Origin of the sequence: Hydrogenophaga taeniospiralis (genome assembly GCF_020510445.1) — a bacterium.
GTDB lineage: Bacteria > Pseudomonadota > Gammaproteobacteria > Burkholderiales > Burkholderiaceae_C > Hydrogenophaga.
Window position 1 is genome coordinate 4545657 of sequence record NZ_JAHBAG010000001.1, and the last position, 15471, is coordinate 4561127.

Below are 15471 nucleotides of genomic sequence, written 5' to 3' on the forward strand. Positions count from 1 at the left end.
GATGAAGCAGCAGTCGGTCAAGGCAGCTACAGGCAGTAAGGGAAATGCAGAATAATGTCTCGCTGTTGCGGTACATACAGTAGTCGCACATAGCTTTCGGCAGGGAAGAAAAAGTCAAAATGGGCATGCAACTCACCCCACAACTCGTCAACCTCTCGCGCGACACGATTGCCAGTCAAAGTGGAATTGCCGCAAGATGCGAAGCCGCCAACTTCCGCTGGGAGCCCGCCATCTCCGATGAACGTGCAGCCGAGTACAGCGCCTACGTTGAGGGCGTTGCCACGCACAAGGACTGGAAGGCCGAGCACAAAGGCTATGTGAGCAGCTTTGTTCAGGTCGCAAAAGACCTGCCCCGCAGTGCCGAATGCTTCATGGCAGTCAACGCTCAGGCACACCTGAACGAGCAGTTGGACAATACCTACTTGCTTCGCCTCGAGTCCTTCGACTATTTGTTCAGCCACCCCCTGGTTGCCAATCTGGCAGAGGCTTTTTGGCAACGTTTTTTCAAGTCGCAAAAGGATCTGCGCAAAGCCAATCTCAACGATACCGATGAAGCATTGCGAAGTGACTTCATCAACCAATGGAATGCCCAGCGCATCCAAGCCCGGCCATTGTTTTCCGCCTTTTTAAACGACTTTGGTGGCAACTTGGACGCGCTGTGCAAGGAAGACTGGCCGCACCTGTTGCGCGACCGTTTGGGACTAACTCACTGGCCCAGCACTGCCGGCAAGCCTTTGCCGGTGGCGCTGATGTGCTACACGGTGGACGAGGTACGACAAGCACGGCTGCTGGCCCGAAAAAAGGGCGCTGTAGCCAGCTTGAGCCGGCCGACGGTGCTGGACGCAGAGATGTACGCGGCCTTCATCCCAGCCCCCTTCACTCCAGGTGGTGCCAGCTATGGCCACACGCTTGATTTGACCGACCCCGTACCCTCGGTCATTCCTACCGACTTCACCCCCGAACTGCTGAACTTCCCGCTGGACTACCTACCCAGGCACATCAAGGCGCTGGGCTTCATCACGCGGGCGCATGCGCTGCAAGACGATGCCGCCACCCTGACTGCCCGCAACCGCCATGTGCAGGGGCTGCAAACCCTGCCCGGCTGCGCTGGCTTTGGGGAGGTACTGGTATGAGCTGGCAGCTTTGGGCGGATGAGCTGCGCCGCGCGCCGCAGCAAGCGGTCGCCGATTTGCTGCGCGGGTTCGCCCAAGTCAGCCCTTTTGAGCGTGCCGCTCCGCATGAATTCTTGCTGGCGGTTCTGCCGCGCAGCGGCCGGCGAGTAAACCGGCAGCTGCTGGGTGAGTCTCCTTCCACCTCGCACGAAGCAGATACGGACCTTCCCGCGCTATTGGATCAAGGCTTGGTCGCTTGGCTGCAGGCCCAACGCCAAGCCCCACAGCCACCGGCCCGCAAGCTCAGCGCCTATGCTGCCCAGGTGTGTGAAGCCCTGCAATGGCCGCTGTACTTTGATTTGCCGCGCACCCTGGCTGCCCTTCGTGCCGAGCGCGCGCGTTGGCTGCCATGGCTGGGCTCACTCAGCCTTAGCGCTTACCGAGACCCGGAGTTTGACTACTGGCAGGCCCTGGCTGCCCAACAGCCGGATGACGGTTTGCAGTTCTTCTGGCAACAGTTTGTGCACGAGGCTGGCCGCACCCGCTCGGCGCGCTACCTCAATCTGGGCCTGCTGGCCTTGGCCGCCATGCCGCTGATTGAAGACGACAGCCTGCGCAACCTGCGCCTGCAAATGCAAGCCCTCGTTAGCCGTTACCAGCGCCGCAGTGCCTGGGGTGCCCCGGCCCAGCAAGAACTGGCCAATGGCTTGCGCAGCGTGATGGCGCGCAATCTCAGCATGGGCAGTGCCAACTACCGCACCTTCTTGCAAGCGCTGCTGGCCCCGCTGGGTGATGGAAAAACTCAATCGGTGTTGGCCTTGCTGGGCTTGGCGCACCCCCCACGCGGCACAGCACCGCGACCCAGTGCGATTTACAAGTTGCAGCCGCCGGGGCAAACCGAAGAAACCAACCAAGCTGTTGATGCCGTGCGCCGATCGAACAGTTTGGCACAAGCTTGGAACGCGATTCGCCCCCTACTCAGCGCCCACGAGGAGTACTTGCACAAAAGCGGCGATGCGTACTACTTCGTTCGCAATCTAGATCGTTGCGCCCGCATCTTGTTGGGAAAATACTCCCTGCGCGACCCCGAAGTTCAACCCCGCCTGTTCCAGTGGATCCACCTGGCCCTGCGCCTGGATGCCGACGATCCCCATCTATGGATGCTGTGGGAACTGGCCCTGCGCAAGGCCGAGCAGCCCCAGCGCGCCCAGTGGGTGCTGTGGGAGATGACACGTCGCTTCCCCGAGCATTTACCCTGCCGAGTAGAACTGGCGCAGCTGCTGGCCAAGTCTGCCTCGACCGAAGACCAAACCCAAGCCCATCGGCTCTTGCAACAGGTGCTGCAACTGGATCCTGACCACCTACATGCCCACTCGACTCTGGCAAAACTGGCTCGGGACCGCGGCGATTGGCCCAACGCCCTGCTCCATGCCCAAGACGGATTGAGAATAGATCCTAGCAATCCAGTATGTGCTGTGCTGCTAGCTTCAACTTGGGAGCGCCGCCAAGAGAATGGCGACTTGCCCATGGCGATTGAGTTCTTGCAGAACTTTGTGACCCGCTACCATGGAAACGTCATTGCGGAAAACTACTTGCGCACTCTGAATCAGCGCCAGCAGTCAGCCAAGCAAGGCAAGGACACTTCTTGGAAAGACGACGCTGAAGCAGCGGCGACTGAGCCACTGCCCCCTGAAACGGATTCCGGTTGGCTGGCATTTGCCAAATCGCTACGCGCTGGCACTGCGCCTGCAACCGTAGCAGATGCAGAACGCGTGCTGCCGCTGCCGCAAGCGCTCCACCGCGCTCTGACCCAGCAGCAGTGGGATGCTGAGCTGCTGGACGCCTATGACACTGCCGCGCAGCAAGAATTTCCGCTAGAAACCCGGCTGTGGCGCTACTTGCTGGCTCTGCATGCTGAGGCAAGCGGCAGCGGCAACTTGCCGGAAATCAATCGCACACGGCAAGCCGTGCGAGATTGGATAGAGACCGAACAAGCCAGCACGGCCCAGCCCGACGAGTTCTGGCTGCACTACATCAGTAAGCACTGGAATGAACTTGAGCAGGCAACCGCCGAGGTATTGCCCGCTGGCTCGGACTGGTTGGATGCACTGCTGGCTCGCCACCGGCCACTTCCGGCGCCACTGATGGCTTGACCTTTTCGGCCAACCCCGTCGACGACGGGATCCGACGACGAGGTTTTGCCTTCTGCCTATAAACGGGCAGCAAATTTCCCACTACCACTCGCCCCAATCACCAACCGCTGCGTCGCCCGCGTAGCCCCCACGTAAAACAGCTTGGCTTCTTCGCGCTCGTCTTCGCCCGGGGCGGGCATGTGGCCCGCGCCCACCAGTGCCACCACCGGGAATTCCAGCCCTTTGCTGGCGTGCATGGTGAGCACCTTGATGGTGTCGGCCGCCGGGTCGAAGCTGCCCGCGCCTTTGCGCACCTGGTGCGGCAGGCCGCGCTGGCGCAACACGCCGGCGCATTCGTCCATCTCGCTGTAGTGCCGGCAGATGATGGCCATGTCGCCCCAGGCGTGGCCTTCCTGGTGGGCGGAGCCCAGGAGCTCGGCCACGCGCGTGGCTTCGGCCCGCAGGCTGGGCAGGCGGATGATGAGCGGCGCTTCGCCGTCGCGCCCGCAGCTCACGGGCTTGAGCATGGGGATGCCGTCTTCGTCTTTGTCTTCGGCGGTCAACAGGCGATCCGGCGCCGGGCCGCCCCAAGCCGGATCAGCCCCCTCGGGGGGCAGCGACCCGCGCAGCGGCGGAGCGTGGGGGTACAAAAGTTCTGCCGCCACGAGGCTGGCGGTTTGCAGAATCTGCCGCGTGTTGCGGTAGTTGATCTTGAGGATGGTGGTGCGCCCCTGCGCCTGGATGCCCACGCTCTTGAAGCTGAACTGCTTGCTGCGGCTGCGCTCGTAGATGCTCTGCGCGTCGTCGTACAGCACGAGCAGGCTGTTGGTGGCGGGGTCCACCATCTGCGTCACGAGCTTGATCCGTAACGTTGGCCGTGTAGCACAGCATGCGGCTCGTCTCGCGCGCGCAATGCATATGCCCTTGGTTGATAACGGATGGCTCATTTGACTTGTATCTGTTTGTTCCCTGAACGACATGATGCCCGCTTTTCGCGCGAACCTGCTCGTTTTGCCGTGAACGTCTGCCTCCTACACTACGCCCATGCGCCCTTCCCAAGCCCTCAGCCTGCACCGCTCGCAGATCCGCGAGATCGCGATGCGCCACCGCGTGGCGGGTGTGAGCGTGTTTGGCTCGGCGATCCATGGTGATGACGTCGAGGGCAGCGATCTGGATGTGCTGGTGGACCCGACGCCCGCGACCACGCTGCTGGACATTGGTGCCATCCGCTACGAGCTGAAAGCGCTGCTGGGCATGGAGGTGGACGTGTTGACCCCCAATGGCCTGCCCGACAGCTTTCGCGAGCAGGTGCTGCGCGAGGCGGTGCGTCTGTGAGCCGCCAGCATCCGCTGCGCACAGCGGACTACCTGCAGCACATGGCGCAGGCGATTGACAACATCCAGAGCTACACGGCGGGCATGGACGCCGCCAGCTTCAAGGTGGACCTGGATATCGTGTGGGCGACCGTGACGGGTGACTTGCCTGGAATGAAGACCCAGTTGGCGTCACTGACTCCGTGAGGCGTTGATCACTGCACAGGCTCCCGGCGGGCTGAGCAGTGGAGATTCAGGCAGCCAAGCGCTGCCCAAACCGCCCTTCCCCACCCATGCCAATGATCAACCGCTGCGTGGCCCGCGTAGCACCCACGTAAAACAGCTTGGCTTCCCTTATGCCTCCAAGCAAACCATCAGCAACTCGCTGCTGATGCGGGAGGGAGGCGCACGACCTCAGCGTGAGTTACCCACCAAAAGGCCCAGTACACAACTGCTGCTCGCACGGAATGCCATCGTTGTCCCCGTCCATTTCCATGCCGGGGCAGTTCTGCAGAAACAGCTTCGCCTCGCTGCACGAACTCATCTGCGAGCAGTGTTTGCGGCCGTCGCACTGAAAGGCTGGTGACGGGATCTCGGGGGCCGCGGTTTGCGCCGGACTCATCACGCTTTGGGGTGCGATTTGCATTGTCTCAGCGCGCTCCGTGTAGCGGGTGTAGCCAAACCACCCAATGCCAGCGGCCAGCAGCAACGCGACAAGGACCGAACCGAACGAACCCGATCCGGTTCGCTCGGGCGCCCGGCGCGACGGACTATGGGTTGGGGTCTGCGTATGGTGGCGCGAGGTCCTCGGCTGCGGATCGCCCGGCCGCCGCACCCTCACCGCCCGTTTGCGGCCTTCCTTGTCCAGCTCCATCTCAAACGACAGCGGCTCGCCGATGGCGGGTGGCCGCCCATCGCGTGGGAAAGCGGACACATGCACAAAGAGTTCCTGTTCGCCATGGTCAGCCACCACGAAGCCAAAGCCCCGCTCAGTGTTCCATTTCTTGAGCGTGCCGTTGAATCGGGTTGCGACGGTGTTCATGGGTGATGTGGGTTGTGCGGGGCGTGTGTGGCCAGCGAATCGTTGGTGCTGGCATTCAGGATTTGGATTTGCACTGGCTGCGCCGCTCGGGCATGGAGGCAGACCTCCGCTGCACAAGCTGGGCGCCATCGGCGGGGATGCTCATGCGAAGCACTTCGGCCGGATCAACGGCCAAGTCGCCCACCTGCTGGACTTCGATCCACCACCTGGCGCCCAGGTTAGAGAGCACCTGGGCACGCACAGTGACCCATGGCGTGCCAGTTCCGCAAGGTGTCGCGGTTTGGTCCGCTGGGCCAAAACGGGCAGTGGCGGCAATCAGTTCGCAGGTGGCTTGGGGCACCTTCAGTTCAACAGCCTTGGTCGTTCGGATGCCCGCCATCTCCATGACGCGCTGCGGGAACAGATCGCCATGCCCCCGCAAGGCCGGTGCCAGCCAAAGCGCTATCGGCAACAGAAAAGGAACAACCAACGCGATCGCCCAAAGCGGCACCTCTTTGGGCAAGGCTCCCAGAAGGAAGATGAATGCCAGCCAAACCAGCAGCCAGAGCGAGTAGTCCCATTCAGACGTGGTGCCCGTAGGCATCAACAAGTCGCTAAGAACCAGCAGCGGCAGCGACGAAAACACCACCAACAGCACCAAGCTCCATGGTGTAGCCCCACGCCAGATAGCACGACTCCAACCCGCGTGCGCAACGATGGCGCCGCCTGCAACGACCAAGACGACGGCTGGGATCAATAGATAGGCAAGCCCGGGCGCGCAGTCGCGCCACAGCCCCCAAGCAACATAAGAGAACAGAAGCCCGACGCTGAGCCATTGGGCGCCGATGAGCAAGTTGTTGGCGTCCTTCAGCGGTCCTGACCATGGACGCCAGGGCGCCGATTTAAGGGACTCCACTTGCGTGAAGACGGCATGAGGAACGATTAAGGCCAACACCACCGCCAACAGGTAGGCAAACGTCACCCCGGCAATGCCCACCCCTGCACCGAGCACAGTCGCAAAGTCGGTGGGCACATGGCCTATGCCGCGGAAGTAGGCATACAGGATCAGCACACCAAGGCAGGTGCTGAGCACGCCCAACCCCACCCAGGGGAACTCGCGCACGAAAGCCAGAGCCCGGCTGCCCGTGCGCGCCACGTGGTGGATGGTCAGTTTGTCTGCTGGTTGGTCTGGCGAAATGGTTTCGCCGGTTGCCCCACTGGTGGCGGCGGTTTCGTTCATATGGCTCCCTGGTCCCGTCAGTTGCTGACCATCCCATTCTAGGAACCACCAGTTGATCCACGGCTAGGCGACCGGGGAGCCGCCCGACGCGGCCGAAATGTTGCTGAGGGCTGGTAACCCAGCCCCACCGCATTGAAACAGCGGCCCCGTTCCAATCAGTGCTTCAGCACCTGCCGGATGGTGGCGGCCAGTTCGGAGGCCACGAATTTGGCCACGTAGGCGTCGGCCCCCACGGAGCTCACGTGCGCTTCGTTGGCCGATCCCGTCAGGGACGAATGGATCACCACCGGGATCGATTTGAAGCGCTGGTCCTGCTTGATGTTGCGCGTGAGCGTGAAGCCGTCCATCACCGGCATTTCCAGATCGGTCAGCACCAGCGCCACTTTGTCGTGTGCCGTTTTGCCTTCGGCATGGGCTTCGTCTTCAAAGGCTTGCAGGCGGTCCCATGCTTCCTGGCCGGTCTTGGCCATGACGTAGGGCGTGCCCATGGCTTTGAGCCCTTGTTCGATCATCATGCGCGCCACCGCTGAGTCGTCCGCGGCGAGGATGATGGAGCCCTTGGGCAGATTCACCGCGGCGCCCACCGTCTGCGGGGTGATGTCGTCCTGCGCAGTGGGCATGACGTTGCGCAGGATCTGCTCCACGTCCAGCACCTGGGCCAGTCGGCCTTTTTCGCCGTCGCCATCAAGCTTGGCGATGCTGGTCACCAGGCCGCCGCCGTTGCCTTCTGCGGCCAGCACGTTGTTCCACTCCAGCCGCACGATTTCGTCCACTTCTTCCACGGCAAAGGCCTGGGTGGTGCGGGCGAATTCGGTCACCATCAGGATGGTGAGGCCGCGTTTGGGCACACAGCCCACCACAGCGGGCAGGTCGATCACGGGGATGATCTGCCCGCGGATGTTGGCCACGCCGATCACGTTGGCCGGTGCGTTGGCGATGGCGGTGATGATGGGCATGACCAGTATTTCGCGCACCTTGAAGACGTTGATGCCAAACAGTTCGCGGCGGTCCGTCCCCGGCGCTTCGCCCAGGCGAAACAACAGCAGTTCAAACTTGTTGTTGCCCGTGAGGTTGGTGCGCTCTTCGATGTCGTGCAACGCGGTGGTCATGTGGGAATCCTCCTGTTTTGGATTCCCACAGGATATGTGCCGAAGCCATCCGGCTAAGCGCACAAGTGCCCTGCAAAGGCTGCGCAGTTCGGGTTTTAGCCAAGGTACATCAGCAGGGCGACAATCCGTTTATCCACTGTGTGATGCATCCATGTCCCGCCCACACCACCACGTCTACGTGATCGAGCTGCACCCCGACGTGCTGCTGGAGCCCAAGTTCCGCCGGTGCAACCCCGGCTATGTGGACGGCAAACCCTGCGTCTATGTGGGCATGACCGGGCTGGACCCGGACGTTCGCTTTGACAAGCACAAGGCCGGCATTCAATCCAACGCCTATGTGCAGAAGTACGGCTTGCGGCTGCTGCCCGACCTGTACGAAGGCTTCAACCCGATGGCGTACAAGGCCGCGCAGGCGCGCGAGGTGGAGATCGGTATCGACCTGCGCTCGGCGGGGTTTGGGGTGTGGCAGGCCTGAGATGGGTGGTTGTTCCACAACCGCCCAACCCGGCTTGTCCCCGCTGGCACCCTGTGGCTACACTCGCCCACATGCACCCCGCCATCGCTCAACACCGCTCCGGCATCTCTGCCATTTGCCAGCGCTACCGCATCAGCCGGCTGGAGGTGTTTGGCTCGGCGGCGCGAGGCGATGACTTTGACCCCGCCCGCAGCGACGCGGACTTTCTGGTCGAGTTTGAGTCGGACGCACGGCCCGACCTGAACAGCTTTTACGGCGCCAAGGCCGAGCTCGAAAAGTTGCTGGGCCGCGGTGTGGACTTGGTGGAACCGGGCGCGGTGCGCAATCCCTTTGTGCTGGCCAGCATCAACCGCCACCGCGAGCCTGTGTATGCAGCGTGACCCGCGTGCTTTTCTGTGGGATGTGCGCGAGGCTGCGCAGGCGATCCAATCTTTCACGACAGGTCTGGACGCCACAGCCTATGTGGGCAACGAGCTGGTGCAGGCTGCGGTGGAGCGCAAGTTCGAAGTGATTGGTGAAGCGCTCAACCAACTCACCAAGCTTGATGCCCCCTTGGCAGCTCGCATCCCGGACGTGCCACAGGTCGTCGCCTTCAGGAACCAGCTGATCCACGGCTGCGCGACCATCAATCCGGACACGGTCTGGAACATCGCCTAGAACGCTCTGCCAGGTTTGCTGTCGGCCGTTCAGGCTTTGCTGGACGAACTCGGCAACTGATGGGAGGGGGCAGTACATGCCCGGCCCTCACCACCACGTCTACGTGATCGAGCTGCACCTCGACCTGTACGAAGGCTTCCGTACAAACGCCGCGCAGGCGCGCGAGGTGGAGATCGGCATCGACCTGCGATCGGCGGGGTTTGGGGTGTGGCAGGTCTGAGCTCCACACATGCCCCATCTCTGTACCAAGGGCATGGCTGCCGTTCTCTCGCTTGACGGTTCGCAAGGTGCATGGAACGCCAGAGGGCCATCCTGCAGGTTCCCAACCTTCAGGAGCACACCATGAAACTGTTTTGCATGGCCAGCCTGGCCGCCTTGTTCATTGCCCTGCCCGCCGCTGCCCAGCCACCGGCGCGCGCCATGGGGCCGGGCAGCATGCCCACCTTCGCCGATTTCGATGGCAACGGTGACGGCCGCATCACCGAGCCGGAGTTCACCGACGCCCGCAGCAAGCGCATCGCCGAGCGCGCCACCGAGGGCCGCGCCATGCGCGGTTTGAGTCAGGCGCTGGATTTCAAGGACATCGACACCGACGGCGACGCAGGCCTCAGCCGCGAAGAGTTTGACGCCAGCCAGAGCCGGCACGTCCAGAACCGCCCCATACCGCCAGTACGCTGAGTCACTGAGGGTTCGAAGCGCTGAATGTCACTGCCCGTGACAAGCTGAGCGCTTCAGTGCGTGGCGCCAGCCGCCAGTGGTGTGTCTTGCGGGGTCACCAGCGCAGCGCGCAGCGCCACGCGCAGGCCACGCACCACGTCGTCGAGCGCCATGCTCGGTGTGCCCTGCTCGGGCAGCCAGGGCACGTGCACGAAGCCGCCGCGCGTGTCGCGCAGCTCGGGCTGGGTGGCCAGGGTGTGCATGAGGCCGTAGAACACGTGGTTGCAGACGAAGGTGCCGGCGGTCTGCGAGACCTCGGCGGGCAGGCCTTCGCGCCGCAGCGCGGCGCGCATGGCCTTGATGGGCAGGGTGCTGAAGTAGGCGGCGGGTGCGCCGGGCGCCACGGGGGTGTCGATGGGCTGGGCGCCGGCGTTGTCGGCGATGGGGGCGTCGTCCACGTTGATGGCGATGCGCTCCAGCGAGAGGGCACTGCGGCCACCGGCCTGCCCCACGCACACCACCAGGGCCGGCCGGTGCTGCGCCAGCAACGCCAGCAGGGTGCGCAGCGAGTCGCCAAACACGGTGGGCAGCCGGGCCGCCACGAGGGTGTGGCCCAGCAACCGCCGCCCGTGCAGTGCCTGCACCGCGAGCCAGCTGGGGTTGAGCGTGGCGCCGCCGAAGGGGTCAAAGCCCGTGAGCAGCACGCGGGGCCTGGGCTGCAGCGCGCGGGCGTCGGGCGGGTGGTGGTTCGTGGACATGCGCGGTATTCTGACGCGACGCGGGCGATTCGCCCGCGACAACCGTCGGCGCAGGCCCTTGGGCCGGACGCCGACCCGACGCGAGAAGGAGCCCCCATGCCACCTCGAAAGCAGAAGACCGTCGAGTCCGATCAACCCGCGGCCGCAGGCTCGCACCTCGTCGGGCAGGCGATCCTGTCCGTGGTGGGCAGGGTGCCCGCCTCGAAAGAGCGCAAGAGCAAAACGCCGGCGGACGATGCGCGCAAGAAGGCCAACGCAGCGGCGGCCAAGGCGGCGCTGACGGCGGGTGCGCTGGCGCTGCCGCCGGGTTTCGTGGGCTGGCTGACCATCCTCCCCGAGATGGTGGGCGTGTGGAAGATCCAGAGGCAGTTGGTGGCCGACATGGCCGCCCTGTACGGCAAGCAGTCCACGCTGACGCCCGAACAGGTGGTGTATTGCCTGTTTCAGCACACGGCCGCGCAGGGCGTGCGCGACCTGGTGGTGCGCGTGGGCCAGCGCACGCTGGTGCGGCGCGCTTCGCCGCTGCTGATCCGCACCCTCACCCGGCGCATTGGCGCGAAGCTGGCGCAACGGGTGGCGGGCAAGAGCGCGGCGCGCTGGCTGCCGATCGTGGGCGCGGTGGGCGTGGGCGCTTATGCGTATGTCGACACGGCGCAGGTGGCTGCCACGGCGATCGACCTGTTCGAGGGCGTGATCGAGGTGGAGGCGCAGGTGCTGGAGACCAGCCTGTAGCGACCGGGCTCAGGGCCTGGCCAGGCGCTGACGGATGTCCTTGAGCTTGGCCTGCAGGCGCCGCTGGTGGTCCGGGCCGGTGCGCAGCAGCATCTTTCGCCCGGCCGACTGCGACTCCAGTGCCGGGTCTGCCAGCTCGTAACGCACCCAGGGGCGCGTGGACGGTACCGAGCCCTTGACCTCCACCAGGGTGACGGTCAGCGGCCCGGTGGGCACCGGTGTGGCGATCAGGTGGTCCAGCACCTCGACCAGCCGGTCGTTGAAGTAGCGGCCCGGAAAACCCAGCTCTTCGTAGGCCTGCTGAAACAGCGGGTAAAGGCCGCGGTACAGGTTCACGGCCCGGGCGGTGTCCACCGATTCGATCATCTGCACCAGCGGCGCATAGCGCTGGCTGTTGTCGGGGTGGATGGTTTCCACACCGTTTTCCCCGCGCAGCGTGGTGAAGCGCTGGGGCGTGGGGTTCACGGGCCACACCATCACGGGCGCCTGCGAGCGCGCGAGGTTGTCCACCGTGGCCACCGCGCGCCGCACGAAGCCGTCGAGCTGCAGGAAGGTGAGCACGTTCTTGCGGCCGAGCAAACCCGAGAGCAAGGTACTGACGTGTTCGTCGGACTCGGCCAGCGCGGGCAGTGGCGCGGGCTCGCCGGCGGTGTCGGCCACCGGGGCTTCGACGGGGTGTTGAATGGCAGGCGATGTGGGCTCGGGGGCCGCTGGCGCGGGCGGTGCCTCTGGCGCGGCGGCCGAGGGTGCTGCGGCCGGGGCCACCGGGGCGGGCGCGGGCTGGAAATACCGCCAGCCGAAGTAGCCTGCCACGGCGAGCGCGACCAGGGCAGCGATGAGGATGGGTCGCCGGGAAGTCTGTCGGTTCATGGCCTCGTCACCTGGAACACCTCGAAAGGGGGTTGGGAGGCTGCCCATCCTACACTGCGGTTTTTTCTCGCCCAAGCCCTGCCCGCAGCGCCAGGCGCTGCGCAACACCTCGAACCCCCATGAACTTCACCGACCGACTCAAGACCCTGCCAACCACCCACCACCTCGCCGCGCTGCAACTGTTGGACGCGCACGGCGCGGTGCTGGCCACCATCGAAAACCGACCGGGCCAGACCGGTTCGCTGGCGGTGTACGCGGCGCTGGCCGCGCAACACGGCGGCCGCATCACCCCCGAAGCCGCGGCGCTGGGGCTGGACTGGTACGCAGAACACACGGCCGACGCGCGCGCCCACCCGGGAAAGCACCCGAACATCGACCGCCTGCTGGCCTGGGCACAGGGCTCGGCGAGCTATGCGGTGCGGGCGGTGCCAGCGGTGGTCGGTTGAACAAAAAAAGCGTGCGCGGTCAGTCCGCCCAGCAGACCACGGGGCCGAGCCTGCGTTCGGCCAGGAACACGGCCTCGCGCAGCGAGAGGGCGGCGCCGCCGTCTTGCCAGGGCACGGGTGTGTGGGGTTTGTCGAAGCGGATGTAGTAACACTCCACCTCGCGGTCGCGGGCGAGTTCGGGCGGATCGTCGGCGTCGCCCGTGCCATAGAGGGTGTGGTGGCGCACGATGTGCACGTGGCAGGTGGTCACGCCCGCGAAGAACCACAGACCGTGTTTGACGGCTGGAAGTTGGTCAACGTCTTTCATGTCGCCGCCCCCGCAGAACACGCACGACGGCGGCGGCACCGCCGCGCGGCACCACCCGGATGCGCGGCCCATGATAGGAGCGGGCAGGCCCATCACGCAACGCATGCCCCGCCGCACGACACGACTTTCACGCACTGCAACATGGCGCCCGGGGGAAGAGCGCGTAGAAAGTCCGACGTCCGGTACAGGTCCTGTCGAAATCGGGGCCACTGCTTCGTCGTACCCAGGTGGACGCGTCAGAACCGTCCGCGTCACGATCACCGACCCACCGTTCAAGTTTGAAAGGACACCCACCATGAGCACCGGCACCGTCAATCTGCACCGCGTCTTCGCCGCACCGCCCGAGCGCGTCTACCGCGCCTTCCTCGACCCCGACGCCATGGCCAAGTGGCTGCCGCCGCATGGCTTCACCGGCCGGGTGCTGGAGATGGACGCGAAGGTGGGCGGCCTCTACCGCATGCAGTTCACCAACCTCGGCAACGGCCAGGTGCACGCCTTTGGCGGCAAGTACCTGGAGCTGGTGCCCAACGAGCGCATCGTGAACACCGATGTGTTCGACGACCCGAACCTGCCCGGTCAGATGATCACCACCATCACACTCAAGGCGGTGTCGGTGGGCACGGAGCTGACGGCGGTGCAGGAAGGCATCCCGGCCGCGATTCCCGTGGAAGGCTGTTATCTGGGCTGGCAGCAGTCGCTGCAGCTGCTGGCGCTGCTGGTGGAGGCGGAGATTCCGCAAGAGTAAGCCCCAGCGCCCGCAGCCGCTGGTGGGCCTCGCTCTCGCGGTCCAGCGGCTGGTGCCGTTTGACGCTGAGGTAGTGGGCGCTGAACACGTCGAGCCAGGCCGCGAGCGTGTCGGCCGCGTGGGTTTCACCGGCCAGCGCCAGGCACAGCGCCGCCACCTCGGAGGTGCAGAAATGGTGCTGGTGCGCCGAGCGGCGCAGGCGGTAGCCGGAGACCTGCTCGGGGTGCAGGCTGAGCACGGGCAGGCCATCGAGGTAGGGGCTCTTGCGAAACATCTTGCGTGCCTCGGCCCAGGTGCCGTCGAGCAGCACAAACAGCGGGCGTTTGCCGCCGGCCTCGGCTTCGTTGCCCGCGGTCATTTGCAGATCCGAGACCACGCGCTGCGGCGCCGCGTATTCGGCCGGAAACACCACGTAGGGTTGCCACTGCGGGTCGGCCAGCAGCGCGACCAGGGCCGGGTCCACCGCCGTGCGGGACCAGCCGAAGGCCCAGGTGTCGGCCACCACGTCGGCGATGAGCCAGCCGGTGTTGCTGGGCTTGAGCGCTTCGATGTCGCCCATGATCAGGCAAACGCCCGCGCGCGTGGGCACCGCCGGGCGCAGGGCGCAGATGCAGTGGCTGGCAATCAGGCGGCAGCCGGCGCAGCGCCCGCCGCCCGAGCCGCGGGCCACATAGGGTTTGCTGCTGGCGGCCAGGCGCGCGCTGCGCAGACGGGAGACGGCGTGGTCCGCGTTGGAACTGGCCGACGTGATGGAAGTGGGAGGCATGCGGGAAATGTATGCGCTGCCGCGAGACGCGGGCGGGTTGCCGGCCGGCGCTGAAATCTGCCATCATCTTTTGCATGACCCAGCCCCCCGCCCTCACCCCGTCCACCCCCGCCATCCACGGCTGGCATGCCCATGTGTATTTCAACGCCGACACGCTGGCGCAGGCGCGCGCGCTGTGCGAAGCCGCTGCGGCCAGGTTTCCGCTGAAGATGGGCCGGGTGCACGAGCAGCCCGTGGGACCGCACCCGGACTGGAGCTGCCAGCTGGCGTTCAAGGCCGCGCTGTTTGCCGAGGTGGTCCCGTGGCTCACGCTGAACCGTGGCGGCCTGGTGATCTTCATCCACCCGATCACCGGCAACGACCTGGTGGACCACCGCGACCGCGCCCTGTGGATGGGCGCGGTGCGGCCGCTGGACCTGAGCGTGTTGCCCGAGCGTTCGGTGACCTACGACCTGTGAGCGAGTCGCCCATGCACATCACCACCCTCGAATCCCTGCGCGCCCTCTACGACCCGGTGCGCGAACGCTCGGCCAAGAAGGAACTGCCGCAGCTGGACGCGCACGCCACGCGCTTCATCGGCCTGTCGCCGCTGGTGGTGCTCTCCAGCGCGGGCGCCAGCGGCGCGCAGGACGCGTCGCCGCGCGGCGGTGAGCCGGGGTTCGTGAAGGTGCTGGACGCGCACACGCTGCTGATCCCCGACGCGCCGGGCAACAACCGGCTCGACACGCTGGAAAACATCGTGCAGACCGGCCAGCTCGGCCTGCTGTTTCTGCTGCCGGGCGTGGACGAAACGCTGCGCGTGAACGGCAGCGCGCTGCTGAGCACCGACGAAGCCGACCGCGCGCTCTGCACCGACGCGCGCCGCGTGCCCAAGCTCGTGATCCGCGTGACGGTGCAGGCGTCTTACCTGCACTGCGCCAAGGCGCTGATGCGTTCGTCCCTCTGGGACGCCAACCGCCACGTGGCGCGCTCGGTGCTGCCGAGCATGGGCGAGATGCTGCGCGACCAGATCGGCGAGCGCCTGAGCGCGGGCGCGCCGGTGGAGACGCAGGAACAGATGCTGGAGCGGTACCGGCAGACCTTGTAGGCGCCAGCGCGCCGCAGCGGGCCACATGGCGCCGTTCGGCAGTC

Annotated in this window: 20 protein-coding genes and 2 pseudogenes; 14 read left to right on the forward strand and 8 right to left on the reverse strand. The window is 65.3% G+C overall.

Annotated elements, in window-relative coordinates; all coding sequences use genetic code 11:
* Positions 1-119: 119 nt before the first annotated feature.
* Both KIH07_RS21740 and KIH07_RS21745 read left to right on the forward strand, forming a co-directional pair.
* Positions 120-1133: a hypothetical protein gene (locus KIH07_RS21740; RefSeq protein WP_226493952.1), complete on the forward strand. Its 1014-nt coding sequence runs from the start codon at positions 120-122 to the stop codon at positions 1131-1133.
* Positions 1130-3265, forward strand: coding sequence for a tetratricopeptide repeat protein (locus KIH07_RS21745; protein ID WP_226493953.1), 2136 nt, complete (start codon positions 1130-1132; stop codon positions 3263-3265). Before KIH07_RS21740 ends, KIH07_RS21745 begins: the two co-directional genes overlap by 4 nt.
* Positions 3266-3321: 56 nt before the next feature.
* On the opposite strand, the pseudogene KIH07_RS21750 reads toward KIH07_RS21745, so the two are convergent.
* Positions 3322-4107: pseudogene (locus KIH07_RS21750) on the reverse strand (3'-5' exonuclease); the annotation flags it as partial.
* A gap of 181 nt (positions 4108-4288) precedes the next feature.
* Here KIH07_RS21750 and KIH07_RS21755 point away from each other — a divergent pair.
* The gene (locus KIH07_RS21755) at positions 4289-4579 is read left to right on the forward strand and encodes a nucleotidyltransferase family protein (protein ID WP_226493954.1); all 291 of its coding nucleotides are present in this window, start codon (positions 4289-4291) and stop codon (positions 4577-4579) included.
* Positions 4576-4764, forward strand: a complete 189-nt coding sequence (locus KIH07_RS21760) for a hypothetical protein (protein WP_226493955.1) — start codon at positions 4576-4578, stop codon at positions 4762-4764. Before KIH07_RS21755 ends, KIH07_RS21760 begins: the two co-directional genes overlap by 4 nt.
* A 217-nt stretch (positions 4765-4981) precedes the next feature.
* Here KIH07_RS21760 and KIH07_RS21765 read toward each other — a convergent pair whose 3' ends face one another.
* The 3 genes from KIH07_RS21765 to KIH07_RS21775 form a co-directional block, all read right to left on the reverse strand.
* A complete protein-coding gene (locus KIH07_RS21765) occupies positions 4982-5599 on the reverse strand; it encodes a cold shock domain-containing protein (protein WP_226493956.1) in 618 nt (205 codons plus the stop codon).
* Positions 5600-5654: 55 nt separating this feature from the next.
* Positions 5655-6818 carry a hypothetical protein gene (locus KIH07_RS21770; protein WP_226493957.1) on the reverse strand — a complete coding sequence of 388 codons (1164 nt, stop codon included), beginning with the start codon at positions 6816-6818 and terminating at the stop codon, positions 5655-5657.
* A 155-nt stretch (positions 6819-6973) separates the two neighbouring features.
* A complete protein-coding gene (locus KIH07_RS21775) occupies positions 6974-7927 on the reverse strand; it encodes a chemotaxis protein (RefSeq protein ID WP_226493958.1) in 954 nt (317 codons plus the stop codon).
* Between the two features lie 151 nt (positions 7928-8078).
* Between KIH07_RS21775 and KIH07_RS21780 the strand changes: the two genes are divergently transcribed.
* From KIH07_RS21780 to KIH07_RS21800, 5 genes are all read left to right on the forward strand, one after another.
* The gene (locus KIH07_RS21780) at positions 8079-8402 is read left to right on the forward strand and encodes a hypothetical protein (protein WP_226493959.1); all 324 of its coding nucleotides are present in this window, start codon (positions 8079-8081) and stop codon (positions 8400-8402) included.
* A gap of 71 nt (positions 8403-8473) precedes the next feature.
* The gene (locus KIH07_RS21785; protein WP_226493960.1) at positions 8474-8782 is read left to right on the forward strand and encodes a nucleotidyltransferase family protein; all 309 of its coding nucleotides are present in this window, start codon (positions 8474-8476) and stop codon (positions 8780-8782) included.
* Positions 8772-9059 (forward strand): DUF86 domain-containing protein, encoded by a 288-nt coding sequence (locus tag KIH07_RS21790; RefSeq protein ID WP_226493961.1) that lies wholly within the window; start codon positions 8772-8774, stop codon positions 9057-9059. Before KIH07_RS21785 ends, KIH07_RS21790 begins: the two co-directional genes overlap by 11 nt.
* Positions 9060-9135: 76 nt before the next feature.
* Positions 9136-9279, forward strand: a complete 144-nt coding sequence (locus KIH07_RS21795) for a hypothetical protein (protein ID WP_226493962.1) — start codon at positions 9136-9138, stop codon at positions 9277-9279.
* A gap of 122 nt (positions 9280-9401) precedes the next feature.
* Positions 9402-9737 carry a hypothetical protein gene (locus tag KIH07_RS21800; protein WP_226493963.1) on the forward strand — a complete coding sequence of 112 codons (336 nt, stop codon included), beginning with the start codon at positions 9402-9404 and terminating at the stop codon, positions 9735-9737.
* Between the two features lie 53 nt (positions 9738-9790).
* Here the strand turns inward: KIH07_RS21800 and pcp are convergent, their stop codons facing one another.
* On the reverse strand, positions 9791-10474 hold the full coding sequence (gene pcp, locus KIH07_RS21805) for a pyroglutamyl-peptidase I (protein ID WP_226493964.1): 684 nt from the start codon (positions 10472-10474) through the stop codon (positions 9791-9793).
* A 96-nt stretch (positions 10475-10570) separates the two neighbouring features.
* On the opposite strand from pcp, the gene KIH07_RS21810 reads away from it, so the two are divergent.
* Complete coding sequence (locus KIH07_RS21810) at positions 10571-11206, forward strand: hypothetical protein (protein WP_226493965.1); 636 nt, start codon at positions 10571-10573, stop codon at positions 11204-11206.
* Positions 11207-11215: 9 nt separating this feature from the next.
* Here the strand turns inward: KIH07_RS21810 and KIH07_RS21815 are convergent, their stop codons facing one another.
* A complete protein-coding gene (locus tag KIH07_RS21815) occupies positions 11216-12076 on the reverse strand; it encodes a DUF3014 domain-containing protein (RefSeq protein WP_226493966.1) in 861 nt (286 codons plus the stop codon).
* Between the two features lie 119 nt (positions 12077-12195).
* On the opposite strand from KIH07_RS21815, the gene KIH07_RS21820 reads away from it, so the two are divergent.
* Positions 12196-12522 carry a DUF2322 family protein gene (locus KIH07_RS21820; RefSeq protein ID WP_226493967.1) on the forward strand — a complete coding sequence of 109 codons (327 nt, stop codon included), beginning with the start codon at positions 12196-12198 and terminating at the stop codon, positions 12520-12522.
* A gap of 19 nt (positions 12523-12541) precedes the next feature.
* Here KIH07_RS21820 and KIH07_RS21825 read toward each other — a convergent pair whose 3' ends face one another.
* Positions 12542-12829, reverse strand: coding sequence for a hypothetical protein (locus tag KIH07_RS21825; protein WP_226493968.1), 288 nt, complete (start codon positions 12827-12829; stop codon positions 12542-12544).
* Positions 12830-13124: 295 nt separating this feature from the next.
* On the opposite strand from KIH07_RS21825, the gene KIH07_RS21830 reads away from it, so the two are divergent.
* A complete protein-coding gene (locus KIH07_RS21830; RefSeq protein WP_226493969.1) occupies positions 13125-13574 on the forward strand; it encodes an SRPBCC family protein in 450 nt (149 codons plus the stop codon).
* Between the two features lie 4 nt (positions 13575-13578).
* Here the strand turns inward: KIH07_RS21830 and KIH07_RS21835 are convergent.
* Positions 13579-14340: pseudogene (locus tag KIH07_RS21835) on the reverse strand (tRNA-uridine aminocarboxypropyltransferase); the annotation flags it as partial.
* Positions 14341-14414: 74 nt separating this feature from the next.
* Here KIH07_RS21835 and KIH07_RS21840 point away from each other — a divergent pair.
* The gene (locus tag KIH07_RS21840; protein ID WP_226493970.1) at positions 14415-14798 is read left to right on the forward strand and encodes a DOPA 4,5-dioxygenase family protein; all 384 of its coding nucleotides are present in this window, start codon (positions 14415-14417) and stop codon (positions 14796-14798) included.
* 11 nt (positions 14799-14809) lie between these two features.
* Entirely contained in the window at positions 14810-15427 is a 618-nt protein-coding gene (locus tag KIH07_RS21845; protein WP_226493971.1) for an MSMEG_1061 family FMN-dependent PPOX-type flavoprotein, read from the forward strand.
* Positions 15428-15471: the final 44 nt, after the last annotated feature.